We start from the raw sequence: 24091 nt of genomic DNA on the forward strand, positions 1-24091 counted from the left end.
ACACAATCAAAATACTATAATATCAAATTCAGGAGACGTTATGTACCACGTTTTGACTTTGTAATACTTCTTCAATTAGATAAAAAGACTGTCACCAAAAGTTATGCCTTTTGGGACAGACTTCTTAAAATTTAATTTACATAGGAACTATGCAACCAAATTCTTTTACCATTAAAGTCTCCACGGTACCAAATATTGTTGCCAACTTTTTCAGTCAAATTGACATGAAAGGCCTGAGATTTATACGGTAGCATATCCTCGTATACCAAATCCTGTAATCCACCCCATGCTTTCGAGTAGGCACTGCCCTTTCCAGTAAAGTACAAAGTTTTCTTTTTCTTATCCACACCTACATGGTCATGTAATGATAAATCGTCTGCTTGCACCCAGCCAACCACCCCATCTTCACGGCTTGGTTTCAAACTGACCAGATAAAACGTTTGTTCACCAACTTTTGCTTGTTGCTTTATATAATACACTTGATTGGTATACTCTTCTCCTGCCTTAAACCTAGTTGAAGTGTCCCCAATCGTTTCATAAATATTTACCTTGTCACCACGAATATGACCTAGCTTACTGGTGTTACTTTCTTCTTTTGTCGTTAAATAGCTTTCATGTAACCAAATTGTCTTTCCATTAAAATTACCACGATACCATGTGTTGTTGCCTACCTTTTCGGTTAAATTGACATGGAATTTTTGATGTTTATAAGGTGACATATCTTCATATACCAAATCTTTCGAGCCACCCCATGCTTTTGTATAGGCTTTACCTTTCCCCGTAAAATAAAAAGTCTTATTATTTTTGTCCACACCACTATGCGAATGTACCGATAGATCTTCTGCTTTGACCCAACCAACCGCATCATCTTTTTTACTTGGTTTTAGACTTATTAAATAATATAGTTGCCCATTTACTTTAGCTTGCTCTTTCACATAATACACTTGATTAATATATTTTTCTCCCGCTACAAACGAAGAAGCATTGGAATATACATCTGTGTAAATGTTGACCTTTTCATTATGAATATGACCTAGTTTACTTGTATTACTTTTATCTATTAAATAACTGGAATGAATCCATACCTGTTTGCCATTTAAAAATCCCCGATACCAAATATTGTTACCAACCGATTCCGTGAGATTCACTTTAAAGGTTAATCCCTTATATTTTGATAGGTTATACACTAAATCGTTTGAACCGCCCCAAGCTTTAGTATAGGCCTTTCCGTCACCTTTTATGGTGAAAGATTTACTGTTCTTATCCACACCCTTATGAGTATGATTACTTATATTTTTATCTTCAACCCAGCCAACTACACCTTTTTTCTTGCTTGGCTCTGTACTTATAAGATAAAACATCCTTCCATTTACCTCGGCTTGTTTTTTAATATAATAAACGGCGTTTGTATACTTATCTCCAGCCTTGAATGAATTAGAATCGTTTAGTATTTTCTCATATATTGTTACATCTCCATTGCGAATATGACCTAATTTGCTCGTATTACTTTCCGTTATTGTTCCAACATAGCTTGAGTGAACCCATACCACTTTTCCATCAAGTGTTCCTCTATACCACGTATTGTTTCCAACTTTTTCAGTGAGGTTAACCTTAAATGTTTCTCCGGCATGTGATGATAAATCATATACTTGGTTCTTAGAACCACCCCAAGCTTTATCATAAGCCTTTCCAGTACCTTTTACGATAAAACTTTTACTTTTCTTATCTACACCATTATGTGTACGGACGTTCATGTCATTAGCCTTTACCCAGCCAACTGTTCCTTTTTTACTACTTGGTTCTCTACTAATTAAATAGTAATGAACTCCACTAATTTTAGCTTGTGCTTTAATATAAAAAACTTCATTCATATTTTTTGACCCGGCTGCATGGCTTTTCTTTTTAGAAGGATTATCATAAATTTGTGCATTACCTGATTTTACATGCCCTAATTTGCTTGTGTTCGCATTTTTATCCGCGACTAGTTTATTATATTTTGAGGTTACTAAACTAACAAATTGGCTCCAATTATATCCATACTTTGCAAAATAATCATGTGGATCTACATGCGTTGTACCACCTAAGAAGTTACTAACGGCTTTATGGGACCACAATGTACCTTTACCATTATTTTCTGCACTTGATACGCCTAAATTGTATTTATATAATAAGGAGGCGATATAAGTTGAATAGTTATTAATAGAACGTGCAAATTCATCAAAACTGTTAACTTCAACTAGTTCGACATGGATAAATCGCTCGTTTGCAAATCGACCAGCTCCCCATGCTGCATTATCTGTTGGATGGATTTCTATAATATGCGAATGATCAACAAAGGCATGAACAAAAGCATTATTATAGTTTTTAGTCATATAATTTATTTCACTTGTTATTGTTGAATTCGGATTAGACGTTTCGTGAGCTACCACGCCCTCCGGCTTTCCAAATCCACTACGATAGTTAAATTCCGGAAATACATTCTTATGATTAAATTCAACTTCAGCTGGAGTTATATTTTTAATATAATTATTTACATCTGGATAGGCTTGTCTCGTGAGTATATTTCTGTTATTGGATGTTTGCTCCTCTGGATGTTCGCTCTCAAATTTTCCGTCTCTCCAGTCCTTTGGAACATATTGCAATTCTTCTTCACTTAGCTCGCTAATATCTTCACCGTAAACTTCAGTACCAACCTTGATTCCCAACTCATTATAACCGTTCTCGCTATTGTCAGCACTATCTTTTTCTTTGGTTTCCTGTTTATTCACGTTATTTTCGGCAGGGTCATGAGTATCCCCTTTATTCTTGGTAGCTTCCTCTTTTTTTTCAGATGATTTATTATTTTTTGTTACACGTTCATTCATTTCTACCTTTTTGTCTTTATCATTTTCTTCTTGTGATGCTTTTTCCCTATTCGAATCGTTGTCTTTGTTCTCATCTTCTTCTGCTTCTACATCAACGCTATCTAATTCATTATGTACTGCGTCATTATCGTTTTTCCACTTATTAATATCACCTTCCCTACTATGCTGATCCTCAAGATTCTCCTTAGCTATAATTGGATAAGGGAACGATGACGTTAACACAAGAAACAATGATACTACAATCGCTAATTTCTTCATGCAATCCCTCCTAACTTAAAATCTCATTGGTGCTATTAGACTAGTAATCCTTATTAATATATCGGTTGGAAGGCAAAAGCTTTAGAACTAAAGGCAATTTTTATTTTCGCTTTTTTATTCCATGAAAAGGAAGATTGATTATCTCCATGATTTTCACACGTAGTCAAAGTTCCAACATATATTTTCAACCCATTTACTGATACCTAGGTATATCCAGAATCATTTTATAACCATCTAGCAGATTATATAAATCATACATTCTTGATGTTTGTTTATATGCCCAACCTATATCTGTTGCATATTGGTGGGTAGCTGTACCAGTGTTTGCGGCTGCCAATGGATTCCAGCGCATTTTATACAATGTATCTTGCCCCGCTTGGACATAATTCTCACTGACAAATGCTGCTCCACCAGTAATTGCATCTTCTGGAGTAAACCACCCAGCATCATAAGCGTATTTTGCACCGCATTCAACTGCGCATCCATCATTGGCACCAACGCCATACATATTATAAACCTTTTTCCCTTTATATTTAACGCCATTAGCTAATTCAGACGTGCCATTTCCAGTCTCCAATAATGCATGGGAAATTAGATATATTTCATTGATATTATATTTTTGACTACCCTCAGTAAATGATTGTGCTTTTCCTTCCAAAATACCGTTACCCTTAAGGATCTTTTCATTTATCTCACTTACACTAGCGTCGGAACTTTCTGATAGCTTAAGAAATTGCAACTTGTCTTTTAAACTATCCGTGAAGTTTCTATAATCTAAATAGTATCTTACATCTGTGGGGTCGGCGGTTACCCATCCCGTTGTATATCCTATATGATACCAAGTATACCCAGAAACCTTCTGACTACCTTTTATAGGAAGTTTTGTTCCATTACCTACTCTCCCGCCTGATAGATAATTGGTTCCAGGGCCTCTTCTCAAGTTCCAATTTTCACCTTTAACCGTACCTTTACCATTACTAATACTTCCGAAAGCATCTTCACGAATCCAAAGCTTATATTGTTTATCCGTTTGTGGGTTAACTTTCATTTGTAAATCTAGCATTTTATCGAGTGATAAATTGTAAGTTGTGTAATCAGTAATTACTTCTTTTGTCTTTTTTAGATATGACTCATGAAACCATACCGTTTTTCCATTCAAGGTTCCACGATACCATATGTTATTCCCCACTTTTTCAGTTAGGTTAACTTTAATTTCTTGGCCTTTAAATTTTGAAACATCGGAATAGACTAGATCCTTTGATCCACCCCACGCCTTACTGTATGCACTACCAGTCCCGACTACCTTTAATATCTTACTTTTTTTATCTACTCCAACATGGTCATGTGTTGACATATCTGATGCATTTACCCAGCCGACTGTCCCATTTATCACACTTGGTTGTTTGCTAATCAGATAATAAGTTTGGTCATTTACTTTAGCCTGCTGTTTAATATAGTACACTGCATTTGTATAATTACTCGTATTTAGAAGCGATGATCTATCACCAAGGCTTTTATAAATATTCGCATTACCATGCAAATGACCTAATTTACTTATTCTATTTGTATCCTTCATCGTTAGGTAGCTTTCATGTAACCAGATTGTTTTTCCATTAAATTTACCACGATACCATGTATTGTTACCGACTTTTTCGGTCAAATTGACATGAAAGGCCTGAGATTCATACGATGACATATCCTTATATACCAGATCTTTCGAGCCACCCCATGCTTTCGTATAGGCACTACCTTTTCCAGTGAAGTATAAGGTTTTCTTTTTCTTATCTACACCTACATGGTCATGCAATGATAAATCGTCTGCTTGTACCCAGCCAATTACTCCATCTTCACGGCTTGGTGTCAGACTGATAAGATAAAACGTTTGTTCACCGATCTTGGCTTGTCTTTTTATATAATACACTTGATTCGTATATTCTTCTCCTGCTGCAAACTTGGTTGAAGTGTCGCTAATGGTTTTATAAATGTTTACCTTTTCACTGCGAATATGACCTAGCTTACTGGTGTTACTTTCTTCTTTTGTCGTTAAATAGCTTTCATGTAACCAAATTGTCTTTCCGTTAAAATTACCACGATACCATGTGTTGTTGCCTACCTTTTCGGTTAAATTGACATGGAATTTTTGATGTTTATAAGATGACATATCTTCATATACCAAATCTTTCGAGCCACCCCATGCTTTTGTATAGGCACTGAGGCTGGGACAAAACTCCAGTAAATAAAAATTAAGGCGTAGGAGCTTACACTAAAAAAAGTGTAGGCCCCACGCCTTTTTTGACATTATTTTAGTAAACAAAAAGGACACCTTTTGATAAAATTAAAGTTACCTGACAATAATTTTGGAGGTGTCCTTATGTTTAAACATTATACCATGAATCAGGTAGTTTTGCCGCTAGATTTAGAAATTAAATTGAAAGAGAATGATATTGCTTTTGCGATCAATGATCTTGTCGAGAGTATTCCCGAAGAGGTTTTCGATGACTTAATACGACAAACCGGCCGTCCTGCGTACCATCCTCGCATGATGTTGAAAATCATTTTGTGTGGGTATACGCAATCCGTGTTTTCTGGTCGTAAAATAGAAGCTTTATTACAGGATAGTATCCGCATGATGTGGTTGGCTCAAGGACACGAACCCAGCTATCGCACCATCAATCGTTTCCGTTCTCATCCACTCATCGAAAACATACTACGTGAATGCTTTGTCCAGTTCCGGAATCAGCTTGTGGAAAAGGAATTGATTGAAGAGGAAGCCATTTTTATTGATGGTACAAAAATTGAAGCGAACGCCAATAAGTTCACCTTTGTGTGGCGGAAATCCGTTGAAAAATATAGTGATAAGCTAATCGAAAAGTCCAATCAACTGTATGATGAGCTGTTGGAGAAGGAGATCATCCCGGCAATAGAGCGAGAAACAGAAGAGAAACTTTCCGTTAAAGAAATGGAAGAAGTAGTCGAAAAGTTAGATGAAAAGGTTGAGGAATACGATAAAAAAATCGAAGCTTGTGAAGTTGGTAGCGAACGAAAGAAAATCCGTTCCGAACGTAAATTTCCAAAACAAGCTCGCAAGCAGTTTAACGATTTCATCACTCGTAAGCAAAAGTATCAAAACGATATGGAGAAATTCGGGGACCGTAACAGTTATTCAAAGACAGATCCGGATGCGACGTTTATGCGCATGAAGGACGACTACATGAAGAACGGTCAATTGAAAGCTGGTTACAATGTCCAGATTGCAACGGAAGGTCAATACGCGCTCGCTTACGATGTTTTCCCAAACCCGACGGATACACGCACTTTAATTCCTTTTCTCGACTCGATTGAAGAAAACTTTTTCGAACTGCCGGAACACATTGTCGCGGATGCCGGATATGGCAGTGAACAGAATTATGAAGATATCATCGAGAATCGAAATCGAACGCCACTTATTACATACAATCAATATCGAAAGGAGAAGAAAAAGAAGCATAAGAACAACGCTTTTCATGTAGATAATTGGGATTATAATGAGGACGAAGATACTTTTCTGTGCCCAAATGGACGGAAAATACGGTTTAGTCATCATTCCAAACGAACAGACAGGTACGGATTCACCCGTGAATTTAAAGTGTACGAATGTGAGGACTGTTCGGGCTGTCCACTCCGCGATTTATGTACGAAAGCAAAAGAAGGAAACAACCGAAAAGTCTACATGAATGAAAAGTGGGAATCCCAAAAAGAATATGTACGTGCGAAGCTTTCAGACGAGAAAACTGGTGAAATTTACGGAAAACGTAAAATTGACGTAGAACCAGCGTTCGGTTTCTTGAAGGCTAATTTGGGTTTCACTCGTTTTTCTGTCAGAGGAAAACAGAAAGTGAAAAATGAATTAGCCTTCGCATTGATGGCGGTGAACTTGAGAAAGTACACCGCCACGAACAGTAAATTAGTACCGGAAGATAGAAACAACTCCACAAAAAAGGTTCCAAGCAAACTTTTGATTTGCTTGGAACCTTTTTATTTACTATTTTTGGCTAGTTATGTCCCAGCCTCTTTTCCTTTTTTATCTACACCTACATGGTCGTGTATTGATAGATCACTAGCTTTCACCCAACCGACAACACCCTCTTTACTGCTTGGTTTCTTACTTATCAGATAAAATCTTACTCCATCAACATCAGCTTGTTTTTTTATATAATAAACAGCATTTGCGTATTTATCGCCCGCAGTAAACAATCTATTGTTTCCAGGTATTTCATAAATTTGTGCACTTGCACTTCTAATATGACCGAGTTTGCTTGTATTCACGCCAATATCTGTTGAACTTGTCGTTAGAATTTTTGCCTTTTCACCTTCAATAATGGCTTGTTGTTCCTGATTGTCTTCTTTAGTTTTAGGGTTCTGTGTCTTTTCTTGTTTTTCGGATTCCGAAACAGATACACCATATTTTTCCTTGTCTACTTCATCATTTGTTTTTGTTTCTGTATTTCCATTCTTTTTACTACCATTTGAATCCGAAGAACTAAATATCTCATTTTGATTTGCATCCTGTTCTAAATCCAAATTTTCACTTTCCGATTCATTGCCCATTTTGCTACCGTTTTTCTTGAACTCCGACTCAGAATCCACCTCTTCCACCTTTTTATCACTTACGACTTTTTCGGACATACTATTGTTATCAGCGTCTCGCGTGGTAGCAGATAAACTGTACGGTGAAAATGAACAAGAAATTAAAATTACCATTATAATCATTGCTATTTTTCCCATTTGTTTCCTCCTCAGTAATTACTAAGTTAAACCTCCGTTCCCTCCAATCCGCTAGGATAAAGTAGGTTAATACGTTGGGGAATAAATAATTCATTAAATTTCCTTTCATTATTAAACCTGGAATAATAATTATCTAATGCGACATATTAACCTTTATACAAAGAACCTAGATAATGCCAGTTGTTCTCCAAGTTTTTCTCTAAGTTCAATTACTAGTATACTAACAATAGTATATTTTGGAAATAAAATCTCAGCATTTTTCAACATAAATTTACATAAACTATTTCTATTCTCTCTTTTCCATAGTATACTAGAATCAAGTTTTCAATTAATTGAAACCATCTTGTTAAGCCGTTGTAATAAGAATATGTTATGTTAGATAAAATTGTGTTCTTCACGGAGGTATGAACAATGAAAAAAGTAATCACATACGGAACATTTGACTTGCTCCACACCGGTCATATCAATATATTGCGCCGTGCCAAGGAATATGGCGACTACTTGATTGTCGCAATTTCCTCGGATGAATTTAATGCAATCAAAGGTAAAAAGGCATATTATTCATTTGAACAACGCAAAGCAATCCTTGAGGCAATCCGCTATGTTGATGAAGTAATCCCGGAAAATAATTGGGAACAGAAAGTAGAAGATGTTCAAAAACACAACATTGATACGTTTGTCATGGGAGATGATTGGGAAGGGAAATTCGACTTTTTAAAGGAATATTGCGAAGTCGTTTATTTACCCAGAACAGTTGGAATATCAACGACCAAGATCAAAAAAGATTTAAAGTTATCCACCAATGGCTAGAGAACTGGCAATTTCAGTATATTTGTTTGTTTTCCGCTTGCTCTTTCGCCTGTTTCAATGGTTTCCCCAAAGGAAAAAGACCGTATTCATTGCTTCTTTTGGGGATAATATTCTGTATACGTTGCAAGAGCTACGAAAACAAACGGATGACCCCGTTGTTATTCTAAAAACCTCCCAATGCAAAGTAGATTTTGAAGATACTACTGCCACTATACTACATTTTCAACCTATTAATCTGTTGCAATGGATTCAATCCATCTATCATATCGCATCTGCCGATAAAATATTTGTTGATAATTACTTTGGCTTTTTGGCGGTGACTGATTTTAAAGCGAATGTCTTATGTGTACAATTATGGCATGCAGCAGGGGCAATTAAACAATTTGGACTAAAGGATCCATCGATTGTCCACCGTACACAACGCGCTTATGAACGATTTCAAAAAGTTTATCAGCGCTTTACCCATGTTGTTGTCGGATCTGAGAAAATGGCCGCCATCTTCCGGGAAAGCTTTGGACTCAGCAACGAGAAGATATTACGAAGCGGCATTCCACGGAGTGATTTATTTTATGATACTAAGACACAACAACGCATTCAACAAACACTGCGTAATAGGTATCCGGTCATTGGGCAAAAAAAAGTTATCCTGTATGCCCCAACCTATCGTGATCATGAATTGAATCAAGTAAATATTGCCCTTGATATTGAAAAAATGTATCAGCACCTTCATCAGGACTATGTGCTATTCCTGCGTCTGCATCCGGCGGTTAAACAGGAATTCCACAATCAATATGACTCGTTCGTTTATGACGTATCCGATATCACGGATGTCAATCATCTATTATTGGTAACCGATATCCTAATCACGGATTATTCGTCAATCCCATTTGAATTTGCCTTACTGGAACGACCAATGATTTTCTTCGCATATGATTTAGATGACTACGAACAACAAAGGGGATTCTCGGAAGCGTACGAAACACTTGTCCCCGGACCAGTTGTGAACAATACGGATGATATTGTCGACGTTATTGAACATGGCATCTTTGATATCCAGCTCGTTAAGGAATTCGCCAACCAGTGGAATCAATATAATAAAGGAAATGCCAGCCGAACGTTAATAAACACATTATATAAAGAAGAAGAACAGTATCAAGCAGTGGATCAAAATTAAATGAAAACATTCTTAATAGTTTAAGCCTAGGTGTGAAGTGAATATTTGCTCACACCTAGGCATTTTTATTTTCAATGTGGACTGAAGGTTTCAACCAGTCACAATAAGAACAGTGGAAATAATAGATAATGTGCCCCAGTAAAGTTTACGTTCATCGGCGATTCCTGCCTATTTTACGGCGATTTTCGGATTTTATCCGGCAATTCTCATTTGTTAGGGAATTGCAGCATTAGGGGAAACTTCCGCAAAAATCGTATGTTTTACAGTATAGCTTCATTTGTAAGGGGCGGCTAATTTTTTTATCATTATTTCCCTCGCATTTGTATAATACTAAGGAAAACAATATATCGGAGGTCATTGCATGAAAAAGGTTATCACATATGGAACATTCGACTTGCTTCATACCGGCCATATCAACCTGTTACGCCGGGCAAAGGAATATGGGGACTACTTGATCGTTGCGATTTCTTCAGATGCTTTTAACGAAATGAAGCATAAAACGGCATATTACAGTTTTGAACAGCGTAAAGTTATTCTTGAAGCGATTCGCTATGTAGACAAAGTCATTCCGGAAAACACATGGGAACAGAAGGTAGATGATATCCAAAAATATGATATCGATGTGTTTGTGATGGGTGACGACTGGAAAGGAAAATTTGACTATTTAAGTGAATACTGTGAGGTCGTTTATTTACCGCGAACAGTCGGCATCTCCACAACCAAAATTAAAAACGACTTTGGCAGAAATAATGTTTAGAGAATGGCTGATTACCATATATCTGTTTGTCTTTCATAGCGTTTTTCGGTTATGCCGCGTGTCCCCTCTGCAACAAAAGACAACCCTGGTAGCGACATTCGGTGATAATATCGCCTATACTATTCGAGCTCTGGAAAAGGAAACAAATGAACGATTTGTTATTGTGAAAATGCCAAAATGCGACATTCCCTTTTCTGAAATCACTACACATCAGGTATTAGATTTTAAAGCACCAGTACAATGGCTAAAATCGATTTATCATTTGGCAACATCGCGGGTCATCTTTGTCGATAATTACCTCGGGATCCTGGCAAAAATGAATTTGAAACCACAGGTGATGTGTATCCAATTATGGCATGCAGCTGGAGCGATTAAGCGGTTTGGACTGGAAGATCCGGCTTTCCAAACACGTTCCGATCATGCCAAACAACGAATCCAAACCGCTTATCAACGCATCACCCATATCGTGTGCGGTTCGGAAAAGATGACGCCCATATTCCAAAAAAGCTTTGGTAACCCTGAACTTGCCGTGTTACGAACCGGGATCCCCCGAACTGATTTTTTCTTTCATCCGATTGAAATGAAAAGCGTCCAACTGGTACTGCAACGGAAATACCCGGTGACAAGTGAGAAGAAAATTGTCCTGTATGCACCGACATTTCGTGATTACGACATTGTCCATTCCCATATTCCGATTGATGTGAACAAGTTTTGTGAAGCCTTCTGTGATGATTATGTGTTATTTCTTAGGCTGCATCCGGCGATTAAGCACGATTTTCATAATAAGTACCCCGGCATTGTGTACGATGTTTCCGATGTGAAGGATGTCAGCAAACTGCTTGTCCTAACAGACATATTGATCACGGATTATTCCTCCATCCCGTTTGAGTTTGCCTTATTGGAACGGCCAATAATTTTCTTTGCTTACGATTTAGCGGAGTATCAGCAGACAAGAGGATTCTGGCAGGATTATGAAACACTTGTCCCGGGACCGATCGTTACCAATTCCGCTGACTTAATTCGGGTAATGCATCAAGCAGACTATGATATGGAACGAATTCGTCAGTTTGCAGAGGAGTGGAATCAATATTCAGACGGAAATTCCAGTGAAAACCTGATAAAAGCGGTATATTTTAAGGGATCTATCCCCGGCTAAAGTGGTAAAGTAACAGGGGGACATACGCCCGAATTGTCCCCTTTCATTCCTTGCCCAGTTTACTTGGTTATGATAACTTTAAAAGCAGCATAGTAAGCGTTCGGGGGGATGGGACCATGAATATATCCAAATCGTTGTTCCGAATTCTAAACAAACAGGATTAAACTAACGGAAGGCCGTTTTCTTTTCGTTAGCTTTTCGTATTGATAACAATTTGATGTTCGGCAAAGATCCCGTTTTTGTGTTTCCTCCAAACTGACCTATGCAGGCCCAACCCGCCATAGTTGATTTACCCTTTCAATACCAGTACTATTAAAATATGTTTGCTTCAACAAAAGATTGAATTCAAAAGGAGAAAAAAACAGATTTTTAACAGAAGTTCCCCCTTTTGAATAACGTTAAAGCAGAATTCTAAACAAAGTGAGGCGTTAGCGTGAATATACAAGAAAAACCAAAGGCAATCATTGTCATTTTCGGGGCAACAGGTGATTTGGCCAAACGAAAATTGTTTCCATCGATCTATCGCCTCGTTCAACATGGCAAAATCAGCGGTGACTTTGCCGTTATTGGGACTGCCCGCCGGCCATGGACCAATGATATTTTCCGTGAAAACGTGAAAAAATCAATTGAGAATACCTTGTCAACCAATAAGGATTTAGATACATTTACATCCCATTTCTATTACCATCCATTTGACGTGACGGAGCCATCTTCTTATGTGGAACTGGAGGCACTGTTGCAGACCCTGGAGGGTACCTATCAAACAGCGGGGAACCGCATTTTTTATCTGGCCATGGCGCCGGAGTTTTTCGGGGTTATCGCCAATCATTTAAAAACAAACCATTTAACCGAGAGTACCGGATGGACCCGGCTCGTTATTGAAAAACCATTTGGGCATGACCTGACATCCGCCAAGAAGTTAAACAATGAAATTCGTGCGGCATTTGACGAGGAACAAATTTATCGGATCGACCACTATTTAGGAAAAGAAATGGTGCAAAATATTGAAGTGATCCGCTTTGCCAATGGTATTTTCGAGCATCTGTGGAACAATCGATTTATTTCCAACATACAAATCACTTCAAGTGAATCACTTGGAGTAGAGGAACGAGCCAACTATTACGACCGCTCAGGCGCTGTTCGTGATATGCTGCAAAACCATATGTTACAAATGGTCTCCCTGCTGGCAATGGAGCCACCGATTAAATTAACCACTGAGGAAATCCGCTCAGAAAAGGTGAAGGTATTGCGCGCAATCCGACAAATGCATATAAGCGAGGTAAATAACTATTTTGTCCGCGGGCAATATGGTAATAATGGCGAGGACAATGAACATAGCAGTGGTTATCGCGAGGAGGCACCGGAGCTTTCCGATTCGAACACAGAAACATTTGTCGCGGGCAAAATCATGATCGATAATTACCGGTGGGCAGGCGTTCCCTTTTATATCCGTACCGGTAAACGCATGACCGAGAAGTCCACGAAGATTATTGTCGAGTTCAATGATATTCCAATGAATTTATATTATAAAAATAAACAGGAAAAACATCCGAATTTATTGGTGATCAACATTCAACCGGATGAAGGAATCACCCTTTATCTGAATGCTAAAAAGGCCGGATCCGGAAACCAGACCAAGCCAATTAAACTTGCCTATACCAATCATGAGATTAATGGAATCAATACACCTGAAGCCTATGAAAAACTCCTTTATGATTGCATGATTGGGGACACGACCAACTTTACTCACTGGCAGGAAGTAGCCTTATCCTGGACATTTGTCGATCCGATCCTGCAATCATGGTCAGAAACAAAACCAGATTTTCCAAATTATCCAGCTGGTTCCATGGGGCCTCACGCGGCGAATGAACTACTTGCCAAGGATGGATTCCATTGGTGGCCATTGAACGGGGAATAAGCATAAACCTATTAATGTGCTGTAACGACCTTAAGGTATGGGTAGTTGGAGATAAGCAGTCCGTAAAAAAATAAATCACTGAATGAAGTTTTAATCTATGCAGCCCCAGTATTTGGCATAATTACTGGGGCTTCTATGTATCTGGGATAACCTTCCCATAGCCGGGTAACTTTTAACGTTAACAGCATTATTTCAATGAGGGTAGATAGAAATGAAAAGGTGGTGGTCCATCATTTTCATTCATCTTCTACCTCAATCTTTTTACTTCCCAAGATCAAATAGTTCAATTTCTCTTTAGGGATTTGATTGAATTCCCGCCGTTTCATGAAGTAAAATACAAGGCCAAGGACAATCCAGATAATTAAGGCAATAAGTGATTCCATACCAAGAAATGCTGGTGAACCGGGTACTAATAATAGCGCAATAAACGTCAAACTTGCCAGCATTCCGACAATCGCAATCAATTTCTTTCCCGGGGCAACTACATTTTTTTTCGGGTTATGTTGACTACCCGCTGACCATTTAAAAATCATATTGGCGGTATAGCACGTATAGAAATACGCAATCGACACGCCAATCGATGACATGTCAACGACCCATAATAAAGCTTGCCGGCCAAACCACGGTGCAAGCATAGCAATGATCACAGTAAAAATGATACCTACATACGGCGTCTTATATTTTGGGTGCATTTTCGAGAATATGCCGGGTAATATTTTTGCCCGTGACATAGCAAATAGCAGACGGCTGGACGAAATGATAAATCCATTTAATCCAGTAAAAATACCCATACTCAATGCCACTGCAAGAATAACTAATCCCAGTATCCCGATCACATCGGTAACTGCGACTGCGGTTCCCCATAGATAATTTCCGGCTACAAGTTGTTCCCATGGTGCAGCCATCGCTGTCGCAAGTACCATTAAACTATATAAAATTCCGGAAACCAGAATTGCCATGATAATCAATCCGAATGCTTTTTTAGAGGAAAAGTTGAATTCCTCCGCGACCTGTGGTACATTATCAAATCCGATGTAAGCCCATGGTGCAATCGCAACAATCGAAATAATAGCTGCAAATGATGTGGTATGTGCCGGGAACAGTGGTTCAACATTGGCAAAAGTGGTTTTCGGGCTTCCCCCTACTAAAATAACAATCGCAAGCACCCCTGCCAACATAATACAGCAAAAGATAAATTGTACTTGTCCGGTCAGGCCTGTCCCACGAATATTTAAATAGCCAAAAACCAGCAGAACCAGAACGGCAATGATAATCTCCATGCCATATACCTTCCAGCCAGCAATCTGATATAGCGGCAAATTCTCAATAACCTTTGGGAAAACAAATTTGAACATTAAAGCAAATGCGGACGCGTTAAGGGCAACAATACAAATGTATCCAAGGGTTAGAAACCACCCACAGATAAACGCATGGGTTCGTCCCAAACTTACAAAAGCATAAGCAAATTCACCGCCTGAAACGGGGAAGCTTTTAATTAAAAATCCGTAACTGACAGCAATGAGCATCATCAATGCGGCGCCAATTAAAAAGCCAATAATCACACCAAGTGGTCCGCCATCCTCCATCCAGACAGTCGGCTGTACAAAAGCCCCCCAGCCAATCGATGAACCAAGAGCAATTGCCCAGACCCAGTGTGGTTTTAATGATTTCTTCAATTTCTGTCGTTCTTCCATGCTGAATAAGACTCCTCATGTTTGTTATATTTTCTATCGGTTCCGTTCACCAAATTATGGAGTGAATCACACAATCTTTTATGTCTGACAGCTGTATAAAGTTGCAGATGGACAGGTGATGGTTATAGATGAATGGAGTGACCTTTTGTGAAGATATCTCTTTTAAGTTACGTGTTTAAAAAGGGTAAAAAGGACAGAGAAGCCCGAGTCGCGTGGCTTTGGACACCAGGCTTCCATAGGATGTGGTGACTTCTGCGTTGCCCACAGGTCGATAGGCAATTTTAGCAGAAGCCCCCCCTATCGAACATCCTTATAAGAAGAAATACCAGGTCTACCAATATCGGAAAATGTGAGTGGCATCTAATAGCAAGCACTTTATGCACTATACACGACACCTATTAAAATGTTTTACATAGTGGGCAACGTTGTCTGGTAAAATAACCCAACCGCTTTGTCCCTTCCATGCACTTCAACCAACGTTAGGACCAATTCCTTCTTAATGTGCCACATTACCTAACAGGCAATACCTTTTATTGATATTCCGGCTTTCCACCTTTAACTCTAATCCAGGAAGACTTTTTCCCCACAATCGCAGACCGGATGAATTTTTTTCCAAACTGTAACCGGTTATAGAACAGATAGGCAATGATAAAGACCATGGGAGTTAACACAATTTTCCATAGTACCGTATGCTCAACTGACACAAGATCCAACCGCTGCATCATGATTCGGATGGATTCCATAATAAATACGTGCGAAACATAGATTCCTACTGCATTCGCCCCAATTTTAGCGAATAGCGTACCTTTGCCAACCTGGCTATGCTGGAGCACCAGTAGGAACAAAAATAAAACCAATGGGATGGTCGACAGAAAATAATTTTCGGCTTTACCATCGAACACTTGTAGAGTGATAAAACCTTCCAACACCTGCATAATGAATAACGATGCCAGACAAATAATCGCAATTCTGGTTGGGATTTTCTTGGCAAATGCAGTAACAGCCGGCTCATATTTTGCAGCAATTCCCCCGAGCATTACATAAAATAGCGCAAAAAAGAGGGTATCCCTTGTATTCAGTGATACATCGTAAATAAAAGAATAAGATTGACCGAACAGGCCAAACAGATTAAATCCGAGGCTAACGACTAATACTACACGCATGAGTCTGACTTGCATAAATACATATAATAGTACAATCGCCCAGATTAATGCTGGCAAAAACCACAAATGATATTCCGGCCATCTAGATCCCAGATAAATCGCATTCCACCAGTCAAAGTTGCCGATGTAATCGGTAAACATATTTTTCAAGGCGGTACCATTTTTTTCTGTTTCTATAAACCTTAAGACAAGTTCGAATAAGAAATAAAAAGCGAACCATGCCACATAGAGCTTTACCAATTTGACAATGTACTTTCTTACATATTGGGTCTGCCTTTTGAACACTGCTTCCGGATGACTCAACTGAATCTTATTCAGCTTTTGCACAAATAAATAACCTGATACCACAAAGAAAAATGGTACCGCAAATCGCGCAATTGTATTAATGATAAAATTAACCTCATCACCATTTACGGTGCCAAGCTCTACACCTTTCACTGTGTTAGAATGTATAGTCACAACAAAAAAAATCGCAAAACATTTCACATAATCAATCATATAATTCCGTTCCACTTGTTGCACACATCCTCTTCCTTCTTGACCCCTCATTAATAAAATAGATGTGTATCCAATTCCAAGTTCTATTCTTTACCCCGTTTATCAGTACAGACCTGGATTTTATTATACCGTTGTACAAATTAATATTCTCTATACTTTAAAACATTCGATGGATAGACTCATAAACTGGGGGGTTGCACGCGTTGGCGATTGTCAAACCAAAAAATGGGGATTTTCGATAAAAACGGCGGAATTGAGTATAAATGTCATGAAAACCTTTGGAGAGAATTGAGCATTGTTTATAAGTGGGAACCGGGTAATCGGTGGCTCAGTACTTCTAACAGCCAAGCGGGATGTCCCTGCCTTTGCCAAATCTAAAGGTCTAATTTCCCCGGAATTACCCAGTTTCCAAAAGGTGGTGGGGCAGGTTACTTATCCGGCTTATCTTTATTGATTGAATATTTTAGGGTGTGTATTGTTGGGGCACTTTCCGTTCATGACGAGGCTCCTGTTTTTACGCTCTTTTAAACATTTTCCGCAGCAAGTCGATGACAGGGCGTTTTCCGTTCATCACCAAGCCACCGAGTTCAGCAAGGAAATGGAAAAGCACGAGTACGAAAAGGATGATAATGACTGCTGTCGTCATGGTTGCGTTTGACAACAATATGGCGATGGCTCCAAATAACGCACTGAATCCATAAATGATCCAGACACTTTGCCGGTGACTGAATCCTTTTTCAATCAATTGATAATGAATATGCTTGTTATCCGGCAGCATGATGCTTTGCCCATTACGGAACCTGCGCACGATCGCAAACACAGTATCCAGAATAGGAACCGCCAGCAGGATGACCGGAATAATAAAACCGAACAAGGTGATATTTTTAAATAAGCCAAGGATGGAGACGACCGCAATCATATAGCCAAGAAAATTGGATCCCGTGTCTCCCATGTAAATTTTGGCCGGGTAGAAATTGTGGAACAAAAAACCAATATTGGCACCAATCAGCGTAATGCAAAAATAAGCTGCCAACAAGCGCACATCAATAATCGCCATGATAAACATCGATAAAAAGGCGATTGTAGTGACTCCTGCTGCCAGACCATCAAGTCCGTCAATCAAATTAATTGCATTGGTGATACCAACAATCCATACCAGTGTTACCAGGACGCTAAGAAAACCCAAGTCAACCAGTCCGAAAACGGGAATCGTAATTTGGTCAATAATCAGCCCTGCAGAAATCAGGAACGATGCCGCAATCACCTGTCCTGTCAACTTAAAGGTTGGACGAAGCTGGTATTTATCATCAAGCATACCGGTAATAATAATCACGATCGCCCCAAATAATATTTCCTTGAAGTAGGTACCAAATGGATGCAAATAAACCATGCCAAGAAACATACCAATAAATATTGCCAAGCCGCCAAGCCTCGGCATGATTTGTCGATGGATTTTCCGTTTGTTCGGCACATCCATAATCCCAAGCTTGATAGCCAACTTTTTGACCGGAAATGTAATGAGTAATGTACTAACAAGTGCAATCAGAAATGCGATAGACAGATCACCAAAATAAACCATAATGAACTCCTAGTAGATCAATTTTTTTGATTATACCGGCACATACAAGATATTAACGAATAACAGAAAGAACTTGGCTTAGGTTTTTCCTATTTGCCAATTCCATGCATCAGGTAGTCAATGGTTTGCTTGATCTCCGTCTCATCATCCCATGCACGATCCGGCTGAATAATAAATCTGGTAAACAAAAAGCCAATAATCGCCGGACCAATCATCCGGATAATTTGGTCGTTTGGAATGTCGCGCAACTCACCTTTTTCTTTATAAAAATCAAATGTTTTCTGCATTGCCGGGATTACTTTTTCCAAAGCCGTTTTTTTCAGTGCGTCTTGTAGTTCCGGATGAAAGGCCAATTCCTGTATCAGAATTTTGATTAATGGAACATTGTCTTTCACAAACGAAAACCGGTTTTTAATTAGTAAATATAAAAAGTTTTGCAAGCTCGTGTGGTGATGATGGAATACTTCATCGACAAATTTACCAGCAAACGTCGGGATCATAAATTGCGCGATCACCGGATGAACAATGGCCATCAACAAATCCTTTTTCGTCTGATAATGACGAAAAATCGTCCCTTCAGCTACACCTGCTCGTTTGGCAATTTCGCTGGTTGATGTGGCAGCATAGCCTTTTTCAGCAATTAGTTCAATCGCTGCTTCTAAAATCTTGATTTGTTTCGGTGTCATGTTTTCCGTTTGCTTGATTATATTTGTAAATGAATGGGATGCTGAATGGTTGTTATCTTCCATGAAATATCGTCTCCTATAATTTACGGTGCTTCTTTAATGCTACTACATTAAGCAAAATGAATACCAATGAAAAGCCAAGCAAAACCAGAATATCTGTTAGGACCGAGTGAAGCCCCTGTCCCCGGAGCATGATTTCCTTCAATGCATCACCGCCATAGGTTAACGGCATGATTTTACCAATGGCGTTAATCCAGCCAACCTGTTCAGTGTGAAAGATTCCGGAAAAAAATACTTGTGGGACAATGACAATAGGGACAAACTGAATCATCTGGAATTCATTTTTGGCGTATGCCGATAATAGTGTACCCAGGCTTTGTGCTGCAATTGCCAGCAGAAATGTAATGCATAAGACAGAGATGATTGATCCTGCCATATACATTCGCAGTACATAGACCGAATAAAGAACAATAATAATCGACTGGATGATAATAAACACGCCAAATCCGCCCATGTAACCTACAACAATTTCAAAGCGTCGTAATGGGGTTGCCAGCAGTCGTTCCAGTGTTCCTTGTGTCCGCTCTCGTAAAAATGATACTCCACTTAACAAAAAGACAAAAAAGAACACGAAAAACCCAATAAGGACTGGCCCAATATTATCAAACAGTTGTAAATCACTTGATCCGTGTAAAAAATGGATGTCCATATCCAATGCCCGCGGATTTAGCTGTCTGGATACTTGGCTGAATAATTGCTGTACGGCCTTGCTTGCAGTCGGATCACTGCCTTCCATCGTTAGTTCCGGCTGCTTCTTTCCCCAAGACAAATGGGCATCGATCGTATTATTCTGCAATGCCGCCCTTGCCTCTTGATCACCCATAACCTTGATGTTGGCGTCCTCTTCTTCCAAAATGTTCTGGACAGCATCCGGCGCATCAGTAATCGCAATGACAGGTTCGTATGCTTTCATATCCAATACGACCCACAATAGTGTCAGGACAAATAATGGTGCGATAAATAATAACGCCAGACTCCGCTTATCCATTTTAAACTGCAAAATAATCCGTTTAATAATTGACACGATACGCATTCTCTCACCCCTTTGAAGCTGTTGTTTCGCCGCCATAGTATAAAAATGCTGCTTCCAATGATTCAGTTTCACTTTTTTCCATTAATTCATTCGGACTGCCATGGGCAATGACGTATCCATTCCTTAGCAATGCCAGACTGTCGCATTTTTCCGCTTCATCCATCACATGGGTCGTTACGATAATCGTTGTTCCCTGTTTTTGCAGCTCCTTTAGATCCGCCCAAATAGAAGCCCGCAAAACCGGGTCAATACCAACAGTTGGTTCATCCAAAATAAGCAACTTCGGCTGATGTAACAAGGCAGCCGCCAATGACATTCTCCGTTTCATCCCACCCGAATAGTACTCCAGTGTTTTATCCAGATGGTCGGTTAAATTCACCATCTTGGCAACCTGTTTAATCCGTTCCTCCCGCTCACGTTTTGGAATCCGGTAGATGCCCGCAAAAAAGTCTAAATTTTGCCTTGCTGTTAATTCCCCATATAATGCGTCGGATTGCGCCATATAGCCAATCTCCTGCATGACGTTTAACGAGGGTATCCGTTCTTGATCAATGGTTACCGCACCACTAGTCGGCTCTAAAAGTCCAATGATAATCTTCACCAATGTCGTCTTTCCTGACCCAGAAGGCCCAAGCAGTCCGAATAATTGTCCTTCAGGTATCGTAAAATCAATGTTCCGTAAAACAATCTCCTTTTCAAAACGATGCTCAATTTGATGCAACTTGATCATCTTTTATCCCCTCCCATTTTTAATGGTTTATCTGTTGTAAGTGATTACTCACATTATACGAGGAATGAACCGATTTGTAAACATGAATCATTTTTTCATGCATACATATTATTGGACATCACATAATGGAGGTTGACATCGAACGCCTCCTCGATGAATGAATCAAACCTCCATACGTCATGATATAACCTAAATACGTGGCAATGAAAGTTTTGCCCAGGACGTATTTGGGTTGGTCACCACGGAACCGGAACTTTGCCTCAATCTGTTTTACTTCCCATTTGTACCCCTTCCCCTTATACTATTGACAGGTATTTGCATGTATTTCCGTATGTGAGGTGTTTTTGGAATGAATGATCCTATTTCTGTTTCCATGGTCTGTATGCTGGCGGGAAAAATTACACTGGAAAGCGGTGCCGAAACACACAGAGTAGAAGACACCATGAATCGTATTGCCTCTGCATTCGGGCTTGAAGATGCACAAAGCTATGCTACACCAACCGGCATCAATTTTTCATCGGGTCCAGCCGAATCAACCAACTTTATCCGAATTTCCAACCGCTCGACGGATTTGCATAAAATCGCGAATGTAAATGATATTTCACGGAAAATTACTGCTGGTGAAGTGGATCTGCCCGGCGCTTTAAAACTATTAAAAGAAGTAGACCGAGCCAAATTAACATTTCCGGGCTGGATGCAAATTATTTCTGCTGCATTTGTCAGTGGCAGTTTTGCATTTATGTTTGGCGGGACATGGCTCAACTACCTGCCAGCTTTTTTTATTGGTGGATTGGGATTTGCCGCCTTGATTGGTTGTGACCGGTTCATTAACACGCGTTTCATTTCAGAATTTCTTGCTTCTATCCTGATTGGCCTGTTGGCGTTTATTTCTATTTATTGTGGGTGGGGGTCCGATTTGAATAAAATCATCATCGGTGCGGTAATGCCCCTGGTACCTGGTTTGCATATTACCAATGCTGTTCGCGATTTAATGGCAGGTCATTTAATCGCCGGTCTCTCCAAAGGTGTTGAAGCATTTTTAACTGCCTTTGCGATTGGGGCAGGTGTAGCTGTTGTGATTGGAATAATATAAGTTTTAAAAAACAGCCTCCTTTAATCTTGTGTTTGCATTTCTGTGCAGTTGAAATTTTAAACAAAAAGGAGTATGACGCCTATGATTATAATAATCGTTACACAACTTATCACCAGCTTTATTGCCGCTGCTGGGTTTGGCATCATATTCAACGCCCCGAGGCAGTCACTTATCCAATGTGGATTAATTGGCATGTTAGGGTGGATACTTTACTACTGGCTAGTTGAACAAGGAATGAATGTCGTTCCTGCAACTGTATTAGCCGCAATGTTAGTTGGTGCGTTAAGCCAAATTTGCGCTAAACTTTATAAAACACCTATTATCATTTTTATTGTATCAGGAATTATCCCACTTGTACCCGGCGGAAGTGCATATGATGCTATGCGCCACTTTGTCGTCAATGATTATTATACAGCCGTCCAATTATCCACCAAAGTTATGCTGCTATCAGGCGGCATTGCTATCGGCCTCATGTTTTCCGAGGTAGTCAACCAACTTATTATCAAACTAATTAGAAGATAGCGGGACAGAGGGGCACAATGATATTATTGAAATTTTCGTTAAACTATGGGATAATATTTCCCACAATTCCAACCATGTTTATCAAAATAAATAACAATCATCAATGGAGGGATAATAATGAATCTATTAGAACTGGATTCAATGGAGGAACGAATCAATCTATTATCTAAAACAGTAAAACCTTTTACAGAACGTGCAGCAAAGCATGATGAAAATGTATCATTTCCTTTTGAAAACTTTCACGATTTAAAGGAAATTGGTTATCCAGGATTAACCTTATCAAAGGAATACGGGGGATTAGGCATATCACTTTATGAAATGCTACGCCATCAAGAGGTTATTGGAAAGGCAGATGGATCGACCGCACTCGGCATTGGCTGGCATATGGGGATTATGCAACACCTTTCTCAAAATGAAATTTGGGATAAAGAAAAATTTGCAGCCGTTGCACATGATGTAAGAGAAACTGGTGCATTACTTAACAACGCTGCATCGGAGCCAGCTACAGGAAGCCCTACCCGCGGCGGTAAACCGGAGACCTTTGCAATAAAAGATGGTACAGGATGGGTTATTAATGGTAGAAAGACATTCACCACACTTGCCCCTATTCTTAGTTATTTTGTTGTCAGTGCTTCCATCGATGGCACTGATGATGTAGGAAATTTCCTAATAAAACGCGAAAGAGAAGGCGTACGGGTTGAGGAGACATGGGATTCCATCGCTATGCGTGGTACAGGAAGTCATGATCTTGTACTGGAAAATGTCCATGTTGAAAAAGATGATCTTGTGGAAATTCTATCATCTGGTAAAAAGAAACCAGCTGGCTGGCTTTTACACATTCCTGCTTGCTACCTGGGAATCGCACAAGCCGCACAACAAGCTGCCTTGGAATTTGCAACTAATTATTCGCCTAATAGTATTAAAGGAACCATTTCTGAATTACCAAATGTCAAACAAAAGCTCGGAGAAATGGAACTCAGCATCCTGGAAGCTAAACATTTTCTTTATTCCGTTGCCAAGAAATGGGATGAAAGCGATGAAGCAACACGGGATACAATGGGACCTGAGCTTGGGGCAGTTAAATTATCTGTTGTAAATAAAGCAGTACAAGTAGTTGATTTGGCAATGAGAATCGTTGGCGCGCGCAGCCTATCCAAGAAAAACAATTTGCAACTCTATTACCGCGATGTCCGGGCAGGGCTTCATAACCCACCAATGGATGACATGACAATTATGCAGCTTGCTGAAAAATCAATTACAGAACATTAGGAACAGAGGAGATGCGCAAGGGGGAACCTTGAAACCAAGCGGGACAAAAGATATTCCTTCTGT

17 protein-coding genes are annotated in these 24091 nt (G+C 39.3%); 9 read left to right on the forward strand and 8 right to left on the reverse strand.

Translation table 11 applies throughout. The features are described from left to right. Positions 1 to 131 precede the first annotated feature (131 nt). Entirely contained in the window at positions 132 to 3122 is a 2991-nt protein-coding gene (locus tag O2S85_RS16770; protein ID WP_269410433.1) for a peptidoglycan recognition protein family protein, read from the reverse strand. Between the two features lie 193 nt (positions 3123 to 3315). Continuing rightward, on the reverse strand, positions 3316 to 5355 hold the full coding sequence (locus tag O2S85_RS16775) for an N-acetylglucosaminidase (protein WP_269412623.1): 2040 nt from the start codon (positions 5353 to 5355) through the stop codon (positions 3316 to 3318). A 138-nt stretch (positions 5356 to 5493) separates the two neighbouring features. Here O2S85_RS16775 and O2S85_RS16780 point away from each other — a divergent pair, with 138 nt between their 5' ends. The 6 genes from O2S85_RS16780 (at position 5494) to zwf (ending at position 13701) form a co-directional block, all read left to right on the forward strand. Further along, on the forward strand, positions 5494 to 7278 hold the full coding sequence (locus O2S85_RS16780) for an IS1182 family transposase (protein WP_269410434.1): 1785 nt from the start codon (positions 5494 to 5496) through the stop codon (positions 7276 to 7278). 1019 nt (positions 7279 to 8297) lie between these two features. After that, on the forward strand, positions 8298 to 8696 hold the full coding sequence (tagD, locus tag O2S85_RS16785) for a glycerol-3-phosphate cytidylyltransferase (protein WP_269410435.1): 399 nt from the start codon (positions 8298 to 8300) through the stop codon (positions 8694 to 8696). Then, positions 8689 to 9870: a CDP-glycerol glycerophosphotransferase family protein gene (locus tag O2S85_RS16790; protein ID WP_269410436.1), complete on the forward strand. Its 1182-nt coding sequence runs from the start codon at positions 8689 to 8691 to the stop codon at positions 9868 to 9870. The genes tagD (O2S85_RS16785) and O2S85_RS16790 overlap by 8 nt, the downstream gene beginning before the upstream one ends. A 361-nt stretch (positions 9871 to 10231) precedes the next feature. Beyond that, entirely contained in the window at positions 10232 to 10627 is a 396-nt protein-coding gene (tagD, locus tag O2S85_RS16795; protein ID WP_269410437.1) for a glycerol-3-phosphate cytidylyltransferase, read from the forward strand. 58 nt (positions 10628 to 10685) lie between these two features. Beyond that, the gene (locus O2S85_RS16800) at positions 10686 to 11783 is read left to right on the forward strand and encodes a CDP-glycerol glycerophosphotransferase family protein (protein ID WP_269410438.1); all 1098 of its coding nucleotides are present in this window, start codon (positions 10686 to 10688) and stop codon (positions 11781 to 11783) included. Positions 11784 to 12216: 433 nt separating this feature from the next. Continuing rightward, on the forward strand, positions 12217 to 13701 hold the full coding sequence (gene zwf, locus O2S85_RS16805) for a glucose-6-phosphate dehydrogenase (protein ID WP_269410439.1): 1485 nt from the start codon (positions 12217 to 12219) through the stop codon (positions 13699 to 13701). 236 nt (positions 13702 to 13937) lie between these two features. On the opposite strand, the gene O2S85_RS16810 is transcribed toward zwf, so the two are convergent. From O2S85_RS16810 to O2S85_RS16835, 6 genes are all read right to left on the reverse strand, one after another. Continuing rightward, a complete protein-coding gene (locus O2S85_RS16810; protein ID WP_269410440.1) occupies positions 13938 to 15395 on the reverse strand; it encodes an APC family permease in 1458 nt (485 codons plus the stop codon). 530 nt (positions 15396 to 15925) lie between these two features. Next, positions 15926 to 17080, reverse strand: coding sequence for an acyltransferase (locus O2S85_RS16815; RefSeq protein ID WP_269410441.1), 1155 nt, complete (start codon positions 17078 to 17080; stop codon positions 15926 to 15928). Between the two features lie 490 nt (positions 17081 to 17570). Continuing rightward, positions 17571 to 18635: a glycosyltransferase family 4 protein gene (locus O2S85_RS16820; protein ID WP_269410442.1), complete on the reverse strand. Its 1065-nt coding sequence runs from the start codon at positions 18633 to 18635 to the stop codon at positions 17571 to 17573. 89 nt (positions 18636 to 18724) lie between these two features. Beyond that, complete coding sequence (locus O2S85_RS16825) at positions 18725 to 19384, reverse strand: TetR/AcrR family transcriptional regulator (RefSeq protein ID WP_269410443.1); 660 nt, start codon at positions 19382 to 19384, stop codon at positions 18725 to 18727. Positions 19385 to 19397: 13 nt separating this feature from the next. Beyond that, complete coding sequence (locus tag O2S85_RS16830; protein ID WP_269410444.1) at positions 19398 to 20414, reverse strand: ABC transporter permease; 1017 nt, start codon at positions 20412 to 20414, stop codon at positions 19398 to 19400. Positions 20415 to 20418: 4 nt separating this feature from the next. Further along, a complete protein-coding gene (locus O2S85_RS16835; RefSeq protein ID WP_269410445.1) occupies positions 20419 to 21144 on the reverse strand; it encodes an ABC transporter ATP-binding protein in 726 nt (241 codons plus the stop codon). Between the two features lie 349 nt (positions 21145 to 21493). Between O2S85_RS16835 and O2S85_RS16840 the strand changes: the two genes are divergently transcribed. The 3 genes from O2S85_RS16840 to O2S85_RS16850 all read left to right on the forward strand — a co-directional run bounded on the left by O2S85_RS16840 (position 21494) and on the right by O2S85_RS16850 (position 24028). After that, positions 21494 to 22237, forward strand: coding sequence for a threonine/serine exporter family protein (locus O2S85_RS16840; RefSeq protein WP_269410446.1), 744 nt, complete (start codon positions 21494 to 21496; stop codon positions 22235 to 22237). A gap of 81 nt (positions 22238 to 22318) precedes the next feature. Beyond that, positions 22319 to 22759 (forward strand): threonine/serine exporter family protein, encoded by a 441-nt coding sequence (locus O2S85_RS16845; RefSeq protein ID WP_439649417.1) that lies wholly within the window; start codon positions 22319 to 22321, stop codon positions 22757 to 22759. A 117-nt stretch (positions 22760 to 22876) separates the two neighbouring features. Beyond that, the gene (locus O2S85_RS16850) at positions 22877 to 24028 is read left to right on the forward strand and encodes an acyl-CoA dehydrogenase family protein (RefSeq protein ID WP_269410448.1); all 1152 of its coding nucleotides are present in this window, start codon (positions 22877 to 22879) and stop codon (positions 24026 to 24028) included. Positions 24029 to 24091 lie beyond the last annotated feature (63 nt).

The organism is Lentibacillus daqui, assembly GCF_027186265.1.
In the GTDB taxonomy this organism is placed as follows: Bacteria; Bacillota; Bacilli; order Bacillales; family Amphibacillaceae; genus Lentibacillus_C; species Lentibacillus_C daqui.